General features: G+C 38.6%; 15 protein-coding genes. 1 reads left to right on the top strand and 14 read right to left on the bottom strand.

The features are described from left to right. Positions 1–9: 9 nt before the first annotated feature. From ssb to GL301_RS00205, 14 genes are all read right to left on the bottom strand, one after another. Positions 10–546 carry a single-stranded DNA-binding protein gene (gene ssb / locus GL301_RS00270; RefSeq protein WP_003721668.1) on the bottom strand — a complete coding sequence of 179 codons (537 nt, stop codon included), beginning with the start codon at positions 544–546 and terminating at the stop codon, positions 10–12. A 55-nt stretch (positions 547–601) separates the two neighbouring features. Continuing rightward, positions 602–895: a 30S ribosomal protein S6 gene (gene rpsF / locus GL301_RS00265; protein WP_003721667.1), complete on the bottom strand. Its 294-nt coding sequence runs from the start codon at positions 893–895 to the stop codon at positions 602–604. Positions 896–1,173: 278 nt separating this feature from the next. Then, positions 1,174–2,406 (bottom strand): arginine deiminase, encoded by a 1,233-nt coding sequence (gene arcA / locus GL301_RS00260; RefSeq protein WP_003743334.1) that lies wholly within the window; start codon positions 2,404–2,406, stop codon positions 1,174–1,176. A 78-nt stretch (positions 2,407–2,484) separates the two neighbouring features. Further along, positions 2,485–3,144, bottom strand: a complete 660-nt coding sequence (locus GL301_RS00255) for a DedA family protein (RefSeq protein ID WP_003721665.1) — start codon at positions 3,142–3,144, stop codon at positions 2,485–2,487. Between the two features lie 103 nt (positions 3,145–3,247). Continuing rightward, positions 3,248–4,027, bottom strand: coding sequence for a MurR/RpiR family transcriptional regulator (locus GL301_RS00250; RefSeq protein WP_003724877.1), 780 nt, complete (start codon positions 4,025–4,027; stop codon positions 3,248–3,250). Between the two features lie 16 nt (positions 4,028–4,043). Continuing rightward, complete coding sequence (aguA, locus tag GL301_RS00245; RefSeq protein ID WP_014929296.1) at positions 4,044–5,153, bottom strand: agmatine deiminase; 1,110 nt, start codon at positions 5,151–5,153, stop codon at positions 4,044–4,046. Positions 5,154–5,253: 100 nt separating this feature from the next. Further along, positions 5,254–6,195 (bottom strand): carbamate kinase, encoded by a 942-nt coding sequence (gene arcC / locus GL301_RS00240; RefSeq protein ID WP_003727553.1) that lies wholly within the window; start codon positions 6,193–6,195, stop codon positions 5,254–5,256. 12 nt (positions 6,196–6,207) lie between these two features. After that, entirely contained in the window at positions 6,208–7,302 is a 1,095-nt protein-coding gene (gene aguA, locus GL301_RS00235) for an agmatine deiminase (protein ID WP_003724874.1), read from the bottom strand. Then, positions 7,289–8,674: an APC family permease gene (locus GL301_RS00230; protein ID WP_003731416.1), complete on the bottom strand. Its 1,386-nt coding sequence runs from the start codon at positions 8,672–8,674 to the stop codon at positions 7,289–7,291. The genes aguA (GL301_RS00235) and GL301_RS00230 overlap by 14 nt, the downstream gene beginning before the upstream one ends. A gap of 72 nt (positions 8,675–8,746) precedes the next feature. Then, positions 8,747–9,772 (bottom strand): putrescine carbamoyltransferase, encoded by a 1,026-nt coding sequence (gene ptcA / locus GL301_RS00225; protein WP_003724872.1) that lies wholly within the window; start codon positions 9,770–9,772, stop codon positions 8,747–8,749. A gap of 234 nt (positions 9,773–10,006) precedes the next feature. Beyond that, positions 10,007–11,092 (bottom strand): glutamine--fructose-6-phosphate aminotransferase, encoded by a 1,086-nt coding sequence (locus GL301_RS00220; RefSeq protein WP_009928242.1) that lies wholly within the window; start codon positions 11,090–11,092, stop codon positions 10,007–10,009. Between the two features lies 1 nt (position 11,093). Further along, on the bottom strand, positions 11,094–12,452 hold the full coding sequence (locus GL301_RS00215; RefSeq protein WP_003724870.1) for a PTS sugar transporter subunit IIC: 1,359 nt from the start codon (positions 12,450–12,452) through the stop codon (positions 11,094–11,096). A 12-nt stretch (positions 12,453–12,464) separates the two neighbouring features. Then, complete coding sequence (locus GL301_RS00210) at positions 12,465–14,867, bottom strand: glycoside hydrolase family 9 protein (protein ID WP_012681002.1); 2,403 nt, start codon at positions 14,865–14,867, stop codon at positions 12,465–12,467. Beyond that, positions 14,864–15,829 carry an ROK family protein gene (locus GL301_RS00205; protein WP_003733347.1) on the bottom strand — a complete coding sequence of 322 codons (966 nt, stop codon included), beginning with the start codon at positions 15,827–15,829 and terminating at the stop codon, positions 14,864–14,866. Before GL301_RS00205 ends, GL301_RS00210 begins: the two co-directional genes overlap by 4 nt. 201 nt (positions 15,830–16,030) lie before the next feature. Here GL301_RS00205 and GL301_RS00200 point away from each other — a divergent pair, with 201 nt between their 5' ends. After that, positions 16,031–17,086 (top strand): LacI family DNA-binding transcriptional regulator, encoded by a 1,056-nt coding sequence (locus GL301_RS00200; RefSeq protein ID WP_003730694.1) that lies wholly within the window; start codon positions 16,031–16,033, stop codon positions 17,084–17,086. The last annotated feature ends 14 nt before the right edge of the window (positions 17,087–17,100 follow it).

Below are 17,100 nucleotides of genomic sequence, written 5' to 3'. Positions count from 1 at the left end.
AAAATGAATTTAGAATGGCAAATCGTCATCAGAAATGTCGATTGGCTTACCATCACTTGCAAAAGGATCATTATTAGTGGATTGATAATTTTGATTTTGAGATTGTTGCTGGTCCTGTCCGAATCCACCGTTATTTGTAGGTGCTTGTCCGAAGTTATTTCCACCGCTATTATAATTATTGTTGTTATTGCCACTTTGATAGTTATTTCCGCCACCGCCATTAGAATTACGCGGTTCAAGGAATTGAACACTCTCTGCTACAATTTCAGTCACATAAACACGTTTACCGTCGTTCCCCTCGTAATTACGAGTTTGAACACGGCCATCAACGCCCGCCATGCTTCCTTTCTTCAGGAAATTAGCAACGTTTTCTGCCGGTTTACGCCAAACAACACAATTAATAAAGTCAGCTTCTCGTTCTCCTTGTTGGTTAGTGAAAGTGCGATTTACAGCTAATGTAAAAGTCGCAACAGCCACACCAGCTGGAGTGTAACGTAATTCAGGATCTTTTGTTAAGCGTCCTACAAGTACTACACGATTCATCATGCAAAACCAACCTCCTCTCGTTTAGTAAATCAAGGTCCTAGCCTTGAATGAATTCTTATGCTTCTTCTTTAATTACCATATGACGAATGATATCATCAGAAATTTTAGCTAAACGGTCAAATTCGTTGATAGAATCTGCTTTATCAGCGTTTAATTTCACGATGTGGTAAAAACCATCACGATAGTCATTGATTTCGTATGCTAAGCGACGTTTACCCCATTCTTTTGATTCGATGATCTCCGCACCATTTTCAGTTAAGATTCCGTCAAAGCGTTCTACAACAGCTTTTTTCTCATCTTCTTCAATGTTTGGGCGAATGATGTACATAATTTCGTACTTTCTAGCCATCTACTCTACACCTCCTTGTGGTCTTAAGCGGCTCTGATATAGCATGAAACCATACCATATCCCTGAAATTCAGACTGCCTTTAGCAAGCCTTAAAATCAAGAGCGAGCAAGGAATAATTTATAATTACTCACAATAAAATATTATATCATAGCGCTAACTAACCAGCAAGATATTTCTCGAAAATTCTGGTTTGAAAACACTATAGCACATCTCAAAATAGCCGGCAATACTTTTTACGAAAGTCTTGTTTTGCAGGGGAATTCTCGTTTTTAAAGACTTATTTTAGATTTTCTCTAACAAGCGGCATCGTCATACATCTTGGCCCCCCGCGGCCTCTAGAAAGCTCCGAACTAATCACTTCATGAACCTTAATACCCGCACTTCTTAACAGATCGTTTGATACTTGATTTCGATCATATGTAATTACTTCTCCAGGAGCAATTGCTAACGTGTTTGCCCCATCATTCCACTGCTCTCGCGCCGAAACAATTACATCTTCTCCGCCACAAGGAATAAAATCAATTTCTGGCTCATCCAAAACCTCCGCAATCACGCGCTGAAAATCTCTTCGCGGAGTAATTTCTAATCCATTCTCACTTTTTTCTAAAATGTATATATTAAGTTCTCCTTGTTGATTTTGAATTGCTGGATGAATCGTGAACTGTGCAAAATTAACCATGGTGAAAACCGTGTCCAAATGCATAAATGACCTTGTTTCAGGAATTTCAACAGCTAAAACTCGTTTAATTTTTGGAGAACGACTAAATAAACTTTCTGCAAGCCGTTCGACTGCTCGTGCATCCGTTCGCTCAGATACACCGACAAGAACAGTCTCTTCATTAAGAACTAACTCATCTCCACCTTCTAAAGAAAACGGCTCTCCGCGCCCTGACCATACCGGAATTTCTTGATTACTAAAACGAGGATGATGTTTCAAAATCAGCTCGATAAACATCGACTCTCGCCTTCTAGCTGGCTGGAACATTCTATTAATCGTCACACCGTTACCAATAACAGCTGCTGGATCTCGAGTGAAATACAAATTTGGTAATGGATCTAGGAAAAATGGATATTGTTCGTCCATCATTTCATTTAAGTGTTTCTTTTTGCGTTCGGGGATTTCTGATTTTTTTAAACCGGACATAAGTTTTCTAATCATTTCTTCCTCGTCAAAAGACATCAAATAATCTCGTACATATAGCGCACTTTCGTCCATTTGATTGGATTCTTTAATCATTTTCGTTAAAAAAGACTCTTTATTATTAGCTTCTCGTAATGCTTCAGCAGCTAGTTTTTCTAAGTAGAGTACTTCGATGTTTGAATCTTTCATTGTTTTAGCAAAAAAATCATGTTCCTTCTGCATCATTTTTAAATACGGTATATCATCAAATAATAAAGATTCTAGGTATTCTGGTGTGATATTTTCGAGTTCAGAACCCGGCCTCTTTACAAGAACTGTTTGGAGTTTGCCAATTTCAGATGTAATATTCAATGCTTGTTCCATTTTCATCACCTCTTCCTAACTAATTACCCCAAAAGTTTGTCATGTATGCGAGAGATTTCCCGGGAAATAAAAAAAGCACAGAGATTATTCTGCGCTTTTTTTGTCCATTTTACTTTTAATGAACGAAACTACCATTGGGATAACGGAAACTACGATAATTCCGATTACTACTAACGAGAAGTTGTCTTTAACGATTGGGAAGTTCCCGAAGAAGTAACCCGCGAGCGTACAAAGTAATACCCAAACAGTTGCCCCTAAAATATTATAATTTAAGAAATAACGATAATTCATACGGCTTGCTCCAGCTACAAATGGCGCGAACGTGCGAATAAAAGGCATGAACCTAGCAATAAAAATTGTTTTTCCACCATGTTTATTGAAGAACGCCTCCGCTTTTTCCATTTTTTCTTTATTTATTAGTTTCCCAAACCAGCTATCTTCTGGTATGGATGTTCCAATCTTTTTACCGATATGATAGTTCACTGTATCGCCTAGAACTGCTGCTAACCATAAAGTAATAATTAGCGGAACAATATGTAAAATCGAACCATCTAATACAGATAATGCACCGGCTGCGAATAGTAATGAATCTCCTGGTAAAAATGGAAATACTACCAATCCAGTCTCTATAAAAACAATCAGGAACAAAATAATGTAAGTCCAAATTCCAAAATTATTTATAATCTCCACTAAATGTTGGTCAATGTGCAAAATAAAATCAATGATATAGGTAATAAAATCCACCAGGCACTCACTTCCTTTTCTTTTTTTAAAAGTCAAAGTTCATTTTACCACAAGTCAAGTCTCCTTGTATCAGACTTGTGACTTATTTATCAATTCTTAACAATTAAAAACTACTAGTTTCATCTTCCATAAACTGGTATAAGATTAGCTCCATAATTGCAATTGTAGAGATGCGAGAAGTAATATCTAAATTATTCATTTCAATTTCATCTGTAAAAATATATAAATTAATATCACTCATATTTTGAATAATATTATTATCAGCCCCAGTAATCGAAATCAACATGGGCGTTTCATTTCTGCTTTTTAGTTTTTGGGCAGTTTGGATTAATTCAATGTCATGTCCACCGTACGTAAGGATAAAAACTAAATCATCTTTACCAATATGCGGCAATACAGCTTGGCGATACTGATAATCTTCAGGAAACTCTACCAAAAATCCGCTCATTGTATAGAGATATTTGATGTATTTCGCAGCATGTTTACTCAGCCCTTTAGCAAAAAAATAAATTCGCGGTTTGCTTACTAGTTTTTTGGTGATTTTCTTGATTTTACTTGGTTCTAAAACTCGGACAGATTCAATAATGTTTTTCAAATATTCTTCACGATAATCCGACTGTTCTACGACAAATGGGGACGGTTTTAGCTCTGTATGCCCAAGTAAAGTGAACTTTAAGACTGTTGTAAACTCGCTATAACCAGTAAATCCAAGCTTTCTTACAAAACGCAAAAAAGTTGTTGTTGAAACAAAGCATTCTGCAGAAACTTCTCGAATACTTTGATTTTTAATTAAATTCATATTCTTAACGACATAGTCAAATAAAATCCGCTCATTCCGAGTTAGGGAAGCTACAGTCTTACTGGAAATTTCGAAAAAGTCCATACTTCAAGTCTCCTTTTTATTCACGTATCGTACTTTTATCAGGGAGATGTTGCGTGATACAGTGAATATTTCCGCCGCCTAGCAAAATCTCACGTGCTTTAATCCCCACAATTTTTCTATCAGGATATAACTGTTCAAGTAATTCCTGCGCATCTTTATCTTTTGGATCATCAAACAATGGGAAAATAATAGCACCATTCGCTGTATAGTAATTTACATAACTAGCAGCTAATCGATCTCCAGCCTGTCTAGGGAAAGTTCCATTAATCGCCTCCACACCTTCGCTCTCTGTTTGCGTAATAAGTACTGGATCCGGACAATGTAGTTTATGTATTATAAAAGTTCTTCCCTTAGCATCTGTTTGGTTAGCTAAAATATCATAGCATTCTCTTGAAATTTCATACTGCGGATCACTTTTGTTATCCGTCCACGATAAAACAACTTCGCCAGGTGCCACAAAGTTAAAAATGTTATCTACATGTCCGTTTGTTTCGTCAAGATAGAAGCCATGCTTAAGCCAAATTACCTTTTGTACATGGAAATATTTTTTTAAAGTTTGTTCGATTTCTATTTTGGTTAAATTCGGATTCCTTCCTTCTGATAACAGACACTCTTCTGTCGTAACCAGCGTCCCTTCACCGTCTACATGAATGGAACAACCTTCTAAAATAAAATCTTTCTGTGAGTAGTAATCAAGTCGCTCTAAATCACAAACTTTTTTTGCAATTTGATTATCTTTATCCCACGGAAAATATAGACCATCAAGAAGACCACCCCAAGCATTAAATCCCCAGTCAACACCACGCATTTCTCCCTTATCATTCACCAAAAAACTTGGTCCATAATCGCGTATCCACGCATCATCATTACTCATTTCGATAACACGAATGGTATCCGGAAGTTCTTTACGAGCATTTTTATATTGATTTGGTGATACAAACATAGTGACTGGCTCAAAATTTGAAATAGCGACTGCAACTTCTTTATAGTTTTGTTGCGCTGGCTTTCCACCAAGCCGCCAGTTATCAGGTCTTTCTGGCCAAATCATGAAACAGCCAATATGAGGTTCGTATTCTCCTGGCATTCTGAATCCGTCCTCTACCGGCAACCCTTTCAGTTGTCCCATCCTCATTCTCCTCCTATTACTTCATAACCACATTATACATGAAATACTGTTTTACAAGACAAAAACCGAGTAACAAGTACCCGGATTTCGCCCTATTCTACTAGCCCGCAATAATCACTGTCCCTGCCCCATGTTCTAGCATGGCGCCAATATTTTCAAGCGAGGTGATTATTGCTTTGGCATTTGGTCTTTCTTTGACAAAAGCTGTTGCTGCTTCGATTTTGGGCAACATACTTCCTGCTGCAAATTGTTTCTCATCAATATATTTTTCTAATTCTGAAACGGTAACTCTTTCAAGTTTCTTTTGATTTGGCTGATTATAATTGATATAAACATTTTCCACCCCTGTTAAAATAACCAACAAATCCGCACTAATTAGTTCTGCAAGTTTTTCAGAAGCAAAATCTTTATCGATTACGGTCTCTACCCCAGATAAATCAAGGCCATTTTCAACGACCGAAACTCCGCCTCCACCAGCAGAAATAGTCACAACACCACTATCAACCAATTGTTTAATAATTTGATGTTCTTTGATACTAAGCGGGCGAGGAGATGGTACAACTTTACGGTAACCTCGACCAGCGTCCTCAAGAAATATTGCACCAGTTTCTGCCATTTCCTTTTCAGCCTCTTCTTTAGTAAGAAAAGGCCCAATTGGTTTGGTTGGTTTTTTAAAAGCAGGATCATCTTTATCCACAACAACTTGTGTAATTAATGAAACCGCTACTTTATCTAGCCCGTGTTTTAAAAATGCTTTATCTAACGCATTTTGCATCCAGTAGCCAATACTCCCTTGCGTCATTGCGACACACGTATCAAGCGGCATTGCTGGATTCTTTTCAGAAGCTCCCGCATGTTGTTGCAGCATCAGGTTGCCTACTTGCGGTCCATTTCCATGCGAAATAATTAAATCATCCCCGTTTTCGATAAATTGCACCAAATATTCGGCTGTTTTTTCAAGTGCACTTTGTTGCGCTTCAGCACTGGCATCACTCGATAAAATTGCATTTCCACCTAGTGCCACGACTATTTTTTGATTCATGCTGTTCACTCCTTATCCTCTTGGCACCTGTTGAGTAATACAGTGAATATTTCCGCCACCAAGTAAAATTTCTCTTGCTTTCACACCAACCACTTCACAGTTTGGATAAAGTTGACGTAATTTTTCGCGGGCAAGTTCATCATTTGGATCCCCAAATAGCGGGAAAACCACTCCACCATTCGCTGTGTAGTAATTAATATAGCTTGCTGCCAGTCGGTCGCCTTCTTCCCGTGGTAGCGTTCCTTCCACAGCATCTACACCTTTACTTTCTTCATCGGTAATTAAAATTGGTTTTGGTACATTTATTTTATGCACTTCTAATTTGCGCCCTTTTGCATCGGTTTCATTCGATAAAATATCAAAGCATTCTTTAGAAATTTCATACTGCGGATCAGTTTCATCATCTGTCCACGCGAGCGCTACTACACCTGGGCGTACATAATTGAAAATATTATCTACATGACCATTCGTTTCATCTAAATAAATTCCTCGTTTTAACCAAATAATTTTTTCTAAATTTAAATACTCTTTTAAAACCATTTCGATTTGCTGTTTTGAAAGTTGTGGATTGCGACCTTCTGATAATAAGCATTCTTCTGTCGTTACAAGCGTGCCTTCACCGTCGACATGAATGGAACCTCCTTCTAACACAAAATCAGCTAAGCGATAACGATCTTTTCGCTCTAATTCGCATATTTTTTGAGCGACTTGATCATCTTTATCCCACGGGAAGTACAAACCATCGACCAATCCACCCCAAGAGTTAAATGACCAATCCACACCACGTACGTCACCAGAATCATTGACCACAAAAGTTGGTCCAGAATCGCGCACCCAAGCATCGTCGTTATCCATTTCCACTACGCGAATTTCATCAGGCAACATATATCTCGCATTTACATATTGACTTGAACTTGCAACAACTGTAACTGGTTCAAAACGGGAAATCGCTGTCGCCACATCAACAAAAGCTTTTTGCGCAGGTTTGGCTCCTAAGCGCCAATTATCTGGTCGTTCTGGCCAAATAATATAGCAACCAGCGTGTTTTTCAAATTCCCCAGGCATTCTAAATCCATCTTTTTTAGAAGAACTATCAATCGTTCTCATTTCCTATCTCTCCTTTGTCTTTTCTTTTCCCAGCAAGCCAAATACATATTTCACCAACAATCACCGCTACAACGGTTCCAATTAAGATTGGGATTTTTTCATTTAATTCTGCACTTGAACCATTTAATGGTACTGCAGAGAAAATCAAAGTAATAATGAGTAAAATCATTGGTACGAAAGTCATTAAGTAAAGCAAGATTTTGCCACCTGGCACTTTAAATGGACGTTCTCGGTCCGGATCCACCTTACGTAATTTCAAAAATGCTGGAAACATTAGGATATATGAACCTAGTAAAGCAACTACATTTAATGCAAAGAATGCCCAGAAAATATTTTCATTTGGAATAAGTGGTGCCGCAACGATTAATACAGAAGCTACAATCCCATTTAAAATACTAGTACCCGTTGGCATATCATTTTTCGGATTTGTTTTTCCAAAAACAGCTGGTAAATCTTTGTTTTTCGCTGCATACATTGCTACATAATTCACGCCTAGTGCCCAAGAGACTAAATTTGCTACTAATGTATACATAAACATAATCCCAATAATAATAACAAATGGGTTAACTCCGCCAATCAGCATAATAAAGCTATCAATAAGACCACCGGATGTTGAAAGTTCAGAAGTCGGAATTGCTGCCCCCATTCCGAAAGCTGCTAGTAAATAGAAGAATGCAATCAAAACCCCACCATAAATGATTGCTTGAGGAATTTGTTTTTTAGGATTTTCCATGTCACTCGCAAGCGTTGTTACCACTTCAAAACCTAAGAAATTAAATAAAATGACTGAAATAAATGACAAACTCTCTAAATCAAAAGTTGGAAGTAATGCTTTTCCAGAGAAATCATTCGCCAATCCCTTCGTCAACGCAAAATAAATTCCAAGTACACCAAGGCAAAGCATAATTGCCACTTTACAGAAAGCTGCGATATTAAGAATCCATTTGCTATCACTCACTGGATAACAACTAATAATAACAACAATCCACACAAAAATGAGCTGAATCAAAATCGAAACCGGCGTCCCAAATGAAACCGGGAAAATTTGCGTAATAACTTCTACAAACAATACCGCTAAACTCGCCATCCAAATCGGATAATTAATCCAGTATAACCAAGCGACACGCGCACCCCATTTTCGGCCAAATGCCCGTTTTACCCAATCATAGATTCCGCCTTCATCATCATAGGTTGTCCCAAGTTCTGCCGAAACAAGTCCATATGGTAAGAAAAATAAAATAAGTAACGCAATCCACCAGAAAAATTGAGATGATCCTATCGCCGCTGCTGGCGCGGCAGATTCCACAACTAAAACGACACATACAGCCATAAGAACCGCATCAAATAATCTGAATTTCTTCTTTTTTTCCAAAATGCCCACTCCTCTTTTTAAGTGGGGGGAAGAAAACGGCCAGCGCTCTCTTCTCCTCCTTATTTTGGTATCTTATAAGCCAGCGCCATTTCTAAGTAATAACTCTAGTTCTGCATCATATTTTTCCGCAACTGCAAAACCCGCTTCTCTCACATACGGATTCATAAAGTATACAAGCAGTGCTCTCATCGCTGTTAAACGATTTTCAGCTTCGTCAATAACAACTGAGTATGGAGCATCAAGCACTTCGTCCGTAACCTCTTCCCCACGAGTTGCGGGTAAACAGTGCATAAACTTCACATGTGGAGCCGCTTTACTGATCAATTCTTTATTCACTTGATATTTAGGATAAAAAGTTTTCATTCGCTCTTCTTCGGAAAGTTCCGCTTCGTATAGGCCATACCAAACATCTGTATAAATGAAATCTGCGTCTTTTAACGCAATGTCCACATCTTCTGTAATTAAATAGCTCCCGCCAGATACTTTGCAATTTTCTTCAGCGATTTTCAAATGTTCTTCACGTAATTGAAATCCTTTTGGTCCAAATTGAACGAAATCCATTCCAAGTTTTGTTGCCATAAACATTGTAGATGCACATACTTGAGTAGCATCTCCTACAAAGACAATTTTGCAGTCTTCAATCTTTTTTCCTTTTGGAAGGTGTTCGAACATAGTAATTGCATCACCTAATTCTTGTGTAGGATGGTTGTAATCACTCATCCCATTAATAACCGGAATAGCAGCTGTGTTTGCAAGTTCTACTACCGTTTGATGACGTTCAACACGCGCCATCAAAATATCTACAAGCCTAGAAAGAACTTTGGCTGTATCGCCTACTGATTCATGTCCGCCGAGCTGAATTTGTCCAGGAGCTAAATATTGCGCATGACCACCAAGCTGTGTCATTGCTGTTTCAAAAGATACACGAGTTCTTGTTGATGATTGTTCAAAAATCATCCCAAGCGTCTTATGTTTTAAAAGTTGTGGGTAATGACCGTTTTTAATAGATTCTTTCATTTTGCGACCGATTTCTATCATAAATAGTATTTCTTCTTTAGAAAAATCTTTAGTGTCGATAAAATCTCTTTTTTTGTTCATTTCTATCACCTCAACCATTTATTTTCTAAACCTTTTCTGAGGCATACTCGAGTATTTCCTTGCCACATGCTCATCATAGTACAAAAGAGATTGTTTTTGAATACGTTTTCTTTTTTTAAGAACAGACGGAATCACCCTGTAACTCGTTACATTCTGCGTAACATGTGACCCAAATACAAAAAGAAGACTGGAAAAACCCTCCTTATAAGGATTTTTCCAGTCTATTAGCCTCTCTTATGCATAGTCACCTGGTTTTGTTTTACTCTTCATCGCTACGCCAAAGTCTGTGTAGATACGTTCTGTTAATTTATTGCCTTTCAACTCCGCAATATGATGCGCTAAAATTTGGAAAGGAAGAATCATTAGGAAAGGCGCTTGGTGTTCATCTAAATCTGTTGGTATAACTAGCGTTCGGTCATCTTCACCTTTACCAAATTTAACTGTATACGTAAACGGGGTGTATTTAGATTCATAATCCCGTAACAATACTAATCGCTCGGTAACTGCACTCGCCGTCTCCAAGAAGAAGATTCTATGTTGTGGATTTACTTCTAAATACGGCCCATGCATAAACGCTTCTAAATCAAGACCTTGTGATGGCACGCGGACAGTTTCTGAGAATTTTGTTTCAAATTCTTTGCATGTTCCAACAGTAGGACCATATCCAATTGCTGTGAATTTCGGTGCAGTAGCGAATTCCTCTTGCCATCTTTCATAAAATGCTTCTGTTTCGGCAATTGTTGCTGGAATTGCATCGATTGCTCGGCTAAATGCACTGATTTCATTATTGAACCTAGTTTCATCAATTTGTACTGTTTTGTATGCAAAATGAAGTCCTGTCAGCATTAATGTTAGAACTGTTGCTGTAAAACCTTTTGTTACGTAGCCAACTCGTTCTTTTCCGGAGCCGATATCAAGCGTAATATCCGCAAATTCAGCAATTTCACTCGTTACATCACTAGTTAGAGCGACTACTGGAACGGAAGCTTCTTTTTTCACTCGTTCTAGCGCAGAAATGGTCGACGTGCTTTGACCGCTTTGCGAAATCCCGATAACCAAATCTAGATGGCTTGATAATTTTTCATAATATAAATGGTTGAAGGGTTCTTCAATCGTAATGCGGACATCGGCTAGATTTTCAATGTAATATTTGGCGCTTTGAGCTGCATTTAAGCTTGATCCAGTTGCTAAAATTAACCATTCTTTTGCGCCATTTTTTACGAGTGATTCTAGTTTTTCTGCATTTGTTTGGAAATCTGCTAAAATTACTCGACACATTTCCTCTTCTTCATTAATATACGTCATCATTGTTGGTTTCATTTTAAACTTCTCCATTCGTTACTGTTTCTGCTTCTACTTTCCCAGCAGCTTTTTGTTCTAAAACATACGCGCGGTTTGCTACGAGTACAAATGGTAGGTAAATCAGCGTTCCAACGATAATAATTGCGATTTGAAGGATGGACGCGCGAATGTCTCCGCCTGTCGCAAGGTAACCCGAAAGCACTGGTGGCGTCACCCACGGAATCAAAATATAAGTTTGGCTAATCCAGCCCCATGAAGTTGCGAAGTATGCCATTGCAGTCGAAGCTAGAGGTGCAATAACTAATGGAATACCATAAATCGGGTTGAATACAACTGGCAGTCCGAACATTAGTGGTTCGCTGACGTTGAAAATACTCGGAATTAAGCCGAATTTTGTGACCATGCGATGATCCGGTCGTTTAGAAGCAATGAAAATCGCGATAACTAAACAGATGATGGTTCCGCCGCCACCCATGTATACAAAAGCATCTAAAAACGGTTGTGTAACGATGTTCGGTAAAGCTGTCCCTGCATTCACTGCATCAATATTTTGTTGTAAAGAAGTTAAAAGAACTGGTCCAGAAATCGCGCCTAATACGAATGCGCCGTGAATACCAAAGACCCATAAGAATCCCGCTAAAAATACATAAAGTAGAATACCTGGTAACGTTTGGAACCCGCCAACTAATGGAATTTGTAGTACTTTTACGATAATTTCTGGAATACTCATTGATACAAAACTAACTACAAGCACTTCAATAATTGCTAAAATACTTAGAACTAAGAATGATGGAATTAAAATGTTAAATGATTTTGCAATTGCCGGTGGAACACTTTCAGGCATAGAGATTTTTAATTTTTTACTTTTCGAGAATTTCGCAAGCATGGTAACACTGACTAAAGCAGCGATGATTGCAAGGAACATTCCTGTCGAACTTGTCATTTCTTGGGTTAAAACGCCGCCAGCCTCAAAAGCTTTACCGTCAACCGACATTAAATGTGAAGATGCCGGTATTAAAACAACATAAGCAGCTACAGCGATAACCCCTTCCGTACGCCCTTCCATTCCGTATGATTTAGCTAAAAAGTTACCAATTAAGAATGCTGCTAAAATCGCCATAATACCGAGTGTCGCGTTATAGACTTGAATACCTACACCCAAATAATTTTCTACATTTGGAATGAATTTAAGCAGACCATTTTCTGGTTGAAGTAACACGTTATTTACAAGCAAGAAAAATGCGGCAATAATCGTAATCGGAATCATCGCTGCAAAGCCATCACGAATTGCCATGATATGCTTTTGCGATGAAATTTTTTGGGCAAAAATTGATAATCCTTCAATAAATCGGCTAGATAAACTTCTCTCTGAACTCATTTTTTTGTCCTCCTATGACTTTCCTGTTATTTTGTTTAAATCTGCTACAATTGACATCCATTTGCCGGCATTACCGACCCAAACTTCCTTATAAGTTGCATTATTAAACTCCGGCCAGTATGGTTCATCTTCATTTCTAAAAGTTTCCATTCCGACTGGTATTTCTCCTGTGATTTCGCCATTTAGTACACTGTATTGCTGTGCGTAGCGATAACCTTCGCCATGCATCATTGATTGTCCAAACGGGTTCATTCCAATTACCCACTGTAACTGACCTTCCGCAATATCTAAAAGCGACTTATCTTTCAAAATTTTTCCAGCAATCGATGCGGCTTTTCCTGCCGAAAGTAAAATAGCGTTATTTCCTCTAAACGAGAACCAAATTGGGAATTTTCGCAACGCTATCTCGTCGTTTATTTGGATACCTTGCTCGAATTGTAATTGGTATTCTTCTATCGCCCGTTCATCTATGAGTAAATGTTGTAAGTGGAAACTTGCTTCGTCTAAATACTCATCTTTTTTATAAAGTCCTGCTGGAATAAGCGGATATGGTTTAGTGAAACGTGTTACTTTTTTCAAATAGTCGCCGTACATTTCGACCGCTTGTAGCCAAGTTTGTTTTTCAGCGTTACTCGGTTGCGTTTCAAGCGCCGCCTCAAGTGCCAGTAAATAAAGATGTTCGCGTGCTTGATGATTAAAATGCTGAATGACCTTGTGCGTTTTATCGCGGTAGAAAAATCCTTTGTAAAGTTCGCTAGTTTCGCTGTCTCTAATTCCAGCTTTTTCTTGCGCTTCTAGCATCAAATATAACCATTCGGCCGCTTTTTCTGCATATATTTCTTTGTTTGTTAGTTGATAAACCATCGAAGCTGCCCAAGAAGCAGTCGCATAATATAGACTTTCTGAGGTTTGATACGTATGCTCCCAGAAAATCGGCTTTTGGCTCGTTCCGTGTTTTTCCAGTTCCTTTATCGCAAAAAGCAAATCCTCTTCCGCGATTCTCAGCAAATGATTCTGCATAGTAGCATTATCCGCAATTTGGCTGCCAATATACGCTTCAATCCCAGCACAATAAAAGTTCTCATAAGCTTGGTTATGAACGCGCGCAATTGCATCATCCATCCCACCAACAAGCCCATCCGTCCATCTCGTCATACCTGCGCTAGTCGCTCTAAAACCGTCTCCGAAGCGCGTTTTCAAAATAAAATCTAGTCCCCACTCGCCTTCTTCTAAAAGGCGCATCCGCAACATTTCCTCTTTTTCAGGTAAACTCGAAGCCATTTCATATAAAGCCATCGTTACTTCCGCCGTTTGAATGAGCTGCTGCGAAACATCGCCCGCATCGTGCCATCCACCATTAAATGACAACTGTTTCCCATCGTGTTCAGCGATAATATCTGCGTGACAAGTCGTATGTTTCCCAAAAACCGGGCAACCGCATCGTTCGCAGAAAATAAAGTTAAGCGATTTCCAGATAGAAGATTCCCAGATCACTTCGGAAGTCCCAATTTGAAAAATTTCCGTTTGCATATCCGCAAATTTTAAATAGTATTCACCCACAGTTTGTAAATCAGAAAAATCAAGAATAATGAAATCGCCAGTTTCTGTTGCGTTTTGGTAACTTTTTCCAGTAAAAACAACTTTGTCTGTTTCTTTGTCGTGAATTGTAAAGGAAGTCGCTGCAAACTTGTTGGCGCAAAACGCTACTTTGGGCATGCCCTTAGAGTAACCGTTATGCGAATAAACTAGCGTATTATCTTGCGGAATCCAACCCTTGGAGATTTCCGGCTCACTGATTTGTTCTAATTTAATTTCATTAATGAATAATTCCATCGTTCCAGCAGTCAATCGCTCTGGGCCATTCAAGTAATAACTAAAACTCATTTCGGTCATTCGGTCACGCGGCAAACCTTCAATTTCAAAAATGACATCATTCCATTCATGGTTGATTAAATTCACACCGTGAACACCTTCTCGCCCATATATATCAGGCACTTTCACGCTCCCGTCGTTTTTAAAACTAATCATTAAATAGGGATTTGTTACTCCAGGAAAATCAGGGAAAACTTGGATTCGCACACGATTAAAGCCGCTCCAGTCCTCATTTTCAATCGGGGCCGATATGGTAACGTTACCAAAATTAGTATAATCACCGTCATCCGGAGCACCAGCGGGCCAATGCGGCATAACCACAGGCGAAGAAAGCTTGATTTCATCTTGGTCAGAAATAGTAAAATCTCCTGCTCCTTGATGTGCAAACTCTAAAGAAACATGTTGTTTAGAGCTAAATAAAGTCCTACTTGATAAAACTTGTTTCTTTTTCGCTAAAGTTTCTAACGCATGCTTGGTTTCAATAGGGAGTGGTCGATGAATAATACCAGTTTGCGCAATTTGTCGTTTCATACTTGGCTTCATTCTTTTCCTCCTTCATTTCCTAGTCTCATTCCAATAACGGCTGCACCAATTAAGCCAACCTTATCCTTCTCAAGCTTAGAGCGGACAACACCTTTTGTAACAAAACGAATTGTATTGCTTTGAAGATTATCTAGTATCTTTTGGAAAAAATGCTCATTTTGCGTCACGCCTCCGCCAAGAATTACGCATTCAGGGTCGGTTGTACGGACTAAATTCATAATCAAATTAGCTAGCTGAAACGTTGCATTATCAATAATTTCCTCTGCAAGCTCATCTTTTTGCTCCGCTGCATGAAGAACCATTTTTCCAGTTAGTTCTGTTTCGGCTTCAGCAAGTATGGATGTCGGGTAGTTATTTAAACGTCTCAGTGCCTCTTCTTTAATCCCAAGACCGGAAGCAAGTCGTTCCACACAACCACGTCTACCGCAACCACAGAGTACATCACTATGAATATCTACTACAGCATGACCGATTTCACCCGCGTTAAAGTGCCCGCCTTGTGTAATTCGTCCATCCACCACAAACCCAGCAGCAAGACCAGTACCAACATTTAAATAAATAAAATCGTTTGTTTCTTGTCCCCAACCAAATTGCTTTTCGGCCATTGTGGCACAAACAACATCATTGCCCAGACTTACAGGTAATCCTGTTTTTGCTTCTAAAATGTCTGCGAGCGGGGTTGGATTGCTTTTTCCAGGTTCAATCTCTAACCAAACACCTGACTTGTGATTCACACGACCAACTAATCCTACACCAATACCCGTTTGTTTTGGTGCTATAAAACCAATATTTTGCGTGTAATCATCTAAAACCTTTAACAATGTTTCGGTAGCTTTGGTCTGATTCTCCGTATTACTTGGGTAACTCTTGGAATTTAGCACCTCACCATCTTTTGTTACTTCGCCAATTAAAATTTTAGTGCCACCTAGATCAATTCCGATGACAGATTCTTGTATGTCCAACTATTCCACCTCATTTTTGGTAACGTTACCAAATTAAAACGTTTGTTGATAGCGCTTTCTACCATAGAATAACCGGATATTTTTAATATGTCAACCCTTTTTATTATATTTTTGATAACGTTACCAAATTTCACTTGTTATTTCCCCCTAAGTACGCTACACTTAAAATAGTTAAAAATGCTTACGAGGTGAACATTTCGAATGAAAAAAATAACCATACAAGAAATAGCTAAACTTAGCGGTGTCTCCGTTTCAACTGTTTCGCGGGTTCTTAATAACAGTCCTTCTGTGTCAGCTGCGAAACGCAAAAAAATCCAAGCAATCATTGATGAACATAATTACACACCTAGCGTGTTTGCTCGTGGGATGGTCAATAAGCAGACGAAGAATATAGGCGTTATTTTACCAGATATTTCCAATCCCTATTTCATTTCACTTATAACGCAAATTCAAAAATTCGCGCTAGATTATATGTTTTCGACGATTTTGTTCAATACAATGCTTGCGGAGCCAAATAATAAGAATAATCAACATCCCCTAACGGAAGAAGATTACTTGAAAATCATTTTAGAAAAGCAAGTGGATGGTTTACTTATTTTAGGTGGAGAAATCGATAAAGAAATCGTTCCAAAAGAGTATATAACTGCTCTAAATCAGTTAAATAATGAAATTCCAGTTGTTGTTATCGGGTCGAAAATTCCTGAGCTCAACTGTTTATTTATTGAACGTAATTTAAAAAAAGGGGTAACAACCTTAGTTAGTCATCTAACTGCACTTGGACACAAAAATATTGGTTTTATTGGCGGAGAAGCTGGTGTAAAAATCACCACCTACCGTCTAGAATCTTTTAAAGAAGCAATGACTAGCTATCAACATCCGGTAAATGACGACTGGGTGGTTCTGTCTGATTATTATACGGCTGATGGCTACGCAGCAATGACTCAACTTTTAGAAAATAGCGCTACTTTGCCGACAGCACTTGTAGCTATCAATGACAATGTGGCTATCGGGGCAATTCGAGCGATTAATGATGCCAAACTTTCTTGCCCTGAAGACATCGCTATTGTCAGCTGCGATCAATTTATGAATGGCGATTACCAAACTCCGCGTTTAACCTCCATGGATCAACACAATGAATATCTTGGTAAAATGGCTATTTTACAACTAATTAGCGCAATTAACGGTCAAGTCGAGCCAATGATTATCAACCATAATCCAGAACTAATTATCCGCGAATCTTGCGGCTCTAAGCTATAACGAAAGGAAGGTCC

This window comes from Listeria sp. LM90SB2, assembly GCF_028867355.1.
In the GTDB taxonomy this organism is placed as follows: Bacteria; Bacillota; Bacilli; order Lactobacillales; family Listeriaceae; genus Listeria; species Listeria monocytogenes_B.
The sequence above is the reverse complement of the archived record's forward strand: the minus strand, read 5'-3'. Positions and strand labels throughout refer to the sequence as shown.

Bases quoted from the DNA above. Each gene is read 5' to 3' on its own strand.
- ssb (WP_003721668.1), bottom strand. From the start codon at position 546: ATGATGAATCGTGTAGTACTTGTAGGACGCTTAACAAAAGATCCTGAA.
- rpsF (WP_003721667.1), bottom strand. From the start codon at position 895: ATGGCTAGAAAGTACGAAATTATGTACATCATTCGCCCAAACATTGAA.
- arcA (WP_003743334.1), bottom strand. From the start codon at position 2,406: ATGAAAATGGAACAAGCATTGAATATTACATCTGAAATTGGCAAACTC.
- GL301_RS00250 (WP_003724877.1), bottom strand. From the start codon at position 4,027: ATGGACTTTTTCGAAATTTCCAGTAAGACTGTAGCTTCCCTAACTCGG.
- aguA (WP_014929296.1), bottom strand. From the start codon at position 5,153: ATGGGACAACTGAAAGGGTTGCCGGTAGAGGACGGATTCAGAATGCCA.
- arcC (WP_003727553.1), bottom strand. From the start codon at position 6,195: ATGAATCAAAAAATAGTCGTGGCACTAGGTGGAAATGCAATTTTATCG.
- aguA (WP_003724874.1), bottom strand. From the start codon at position 7,302: ATGAGAACGATTGATAGTTCTTCTAAAAAAGATGGATTTAGAATGCCT.
- ptcA (WP_003724872.1), bottom strand. From the start codon at position 9,772: ATGAACAAAAAAAGAGATTTTATCGACACTAAAGATTTTTCTAAAGAA.
- GL301_RS00220 (WP_009928242.1), bottom strand. From the start codon at position 11,092: ATGAAACCAACAATGATGACGTATATTAATGAAGAAGAGGAAATGTGT.
- GL301_RS00215 (WP_003724870.1), bottom strand. From the start codon at position 12,452: ATGAGTTCAGAGAGAAGTTTATCTAGCCGATTTATTGAAGGATTATCA.
- GL301_RS00210 (WP_012681002.1), bottom strand. From the start codon at position 14,867: ATGAAGCCAAGTATGAAACGACAAATTGCGCAAACTGGTATTATTCAT.
- GL301_RS00200 (WP_003730694.1), top strand. From the start codon at position 16,031: ATGAAAAAAATAACCATACAAGAAATAGCTAAACTTAGCGGTGTCTCC.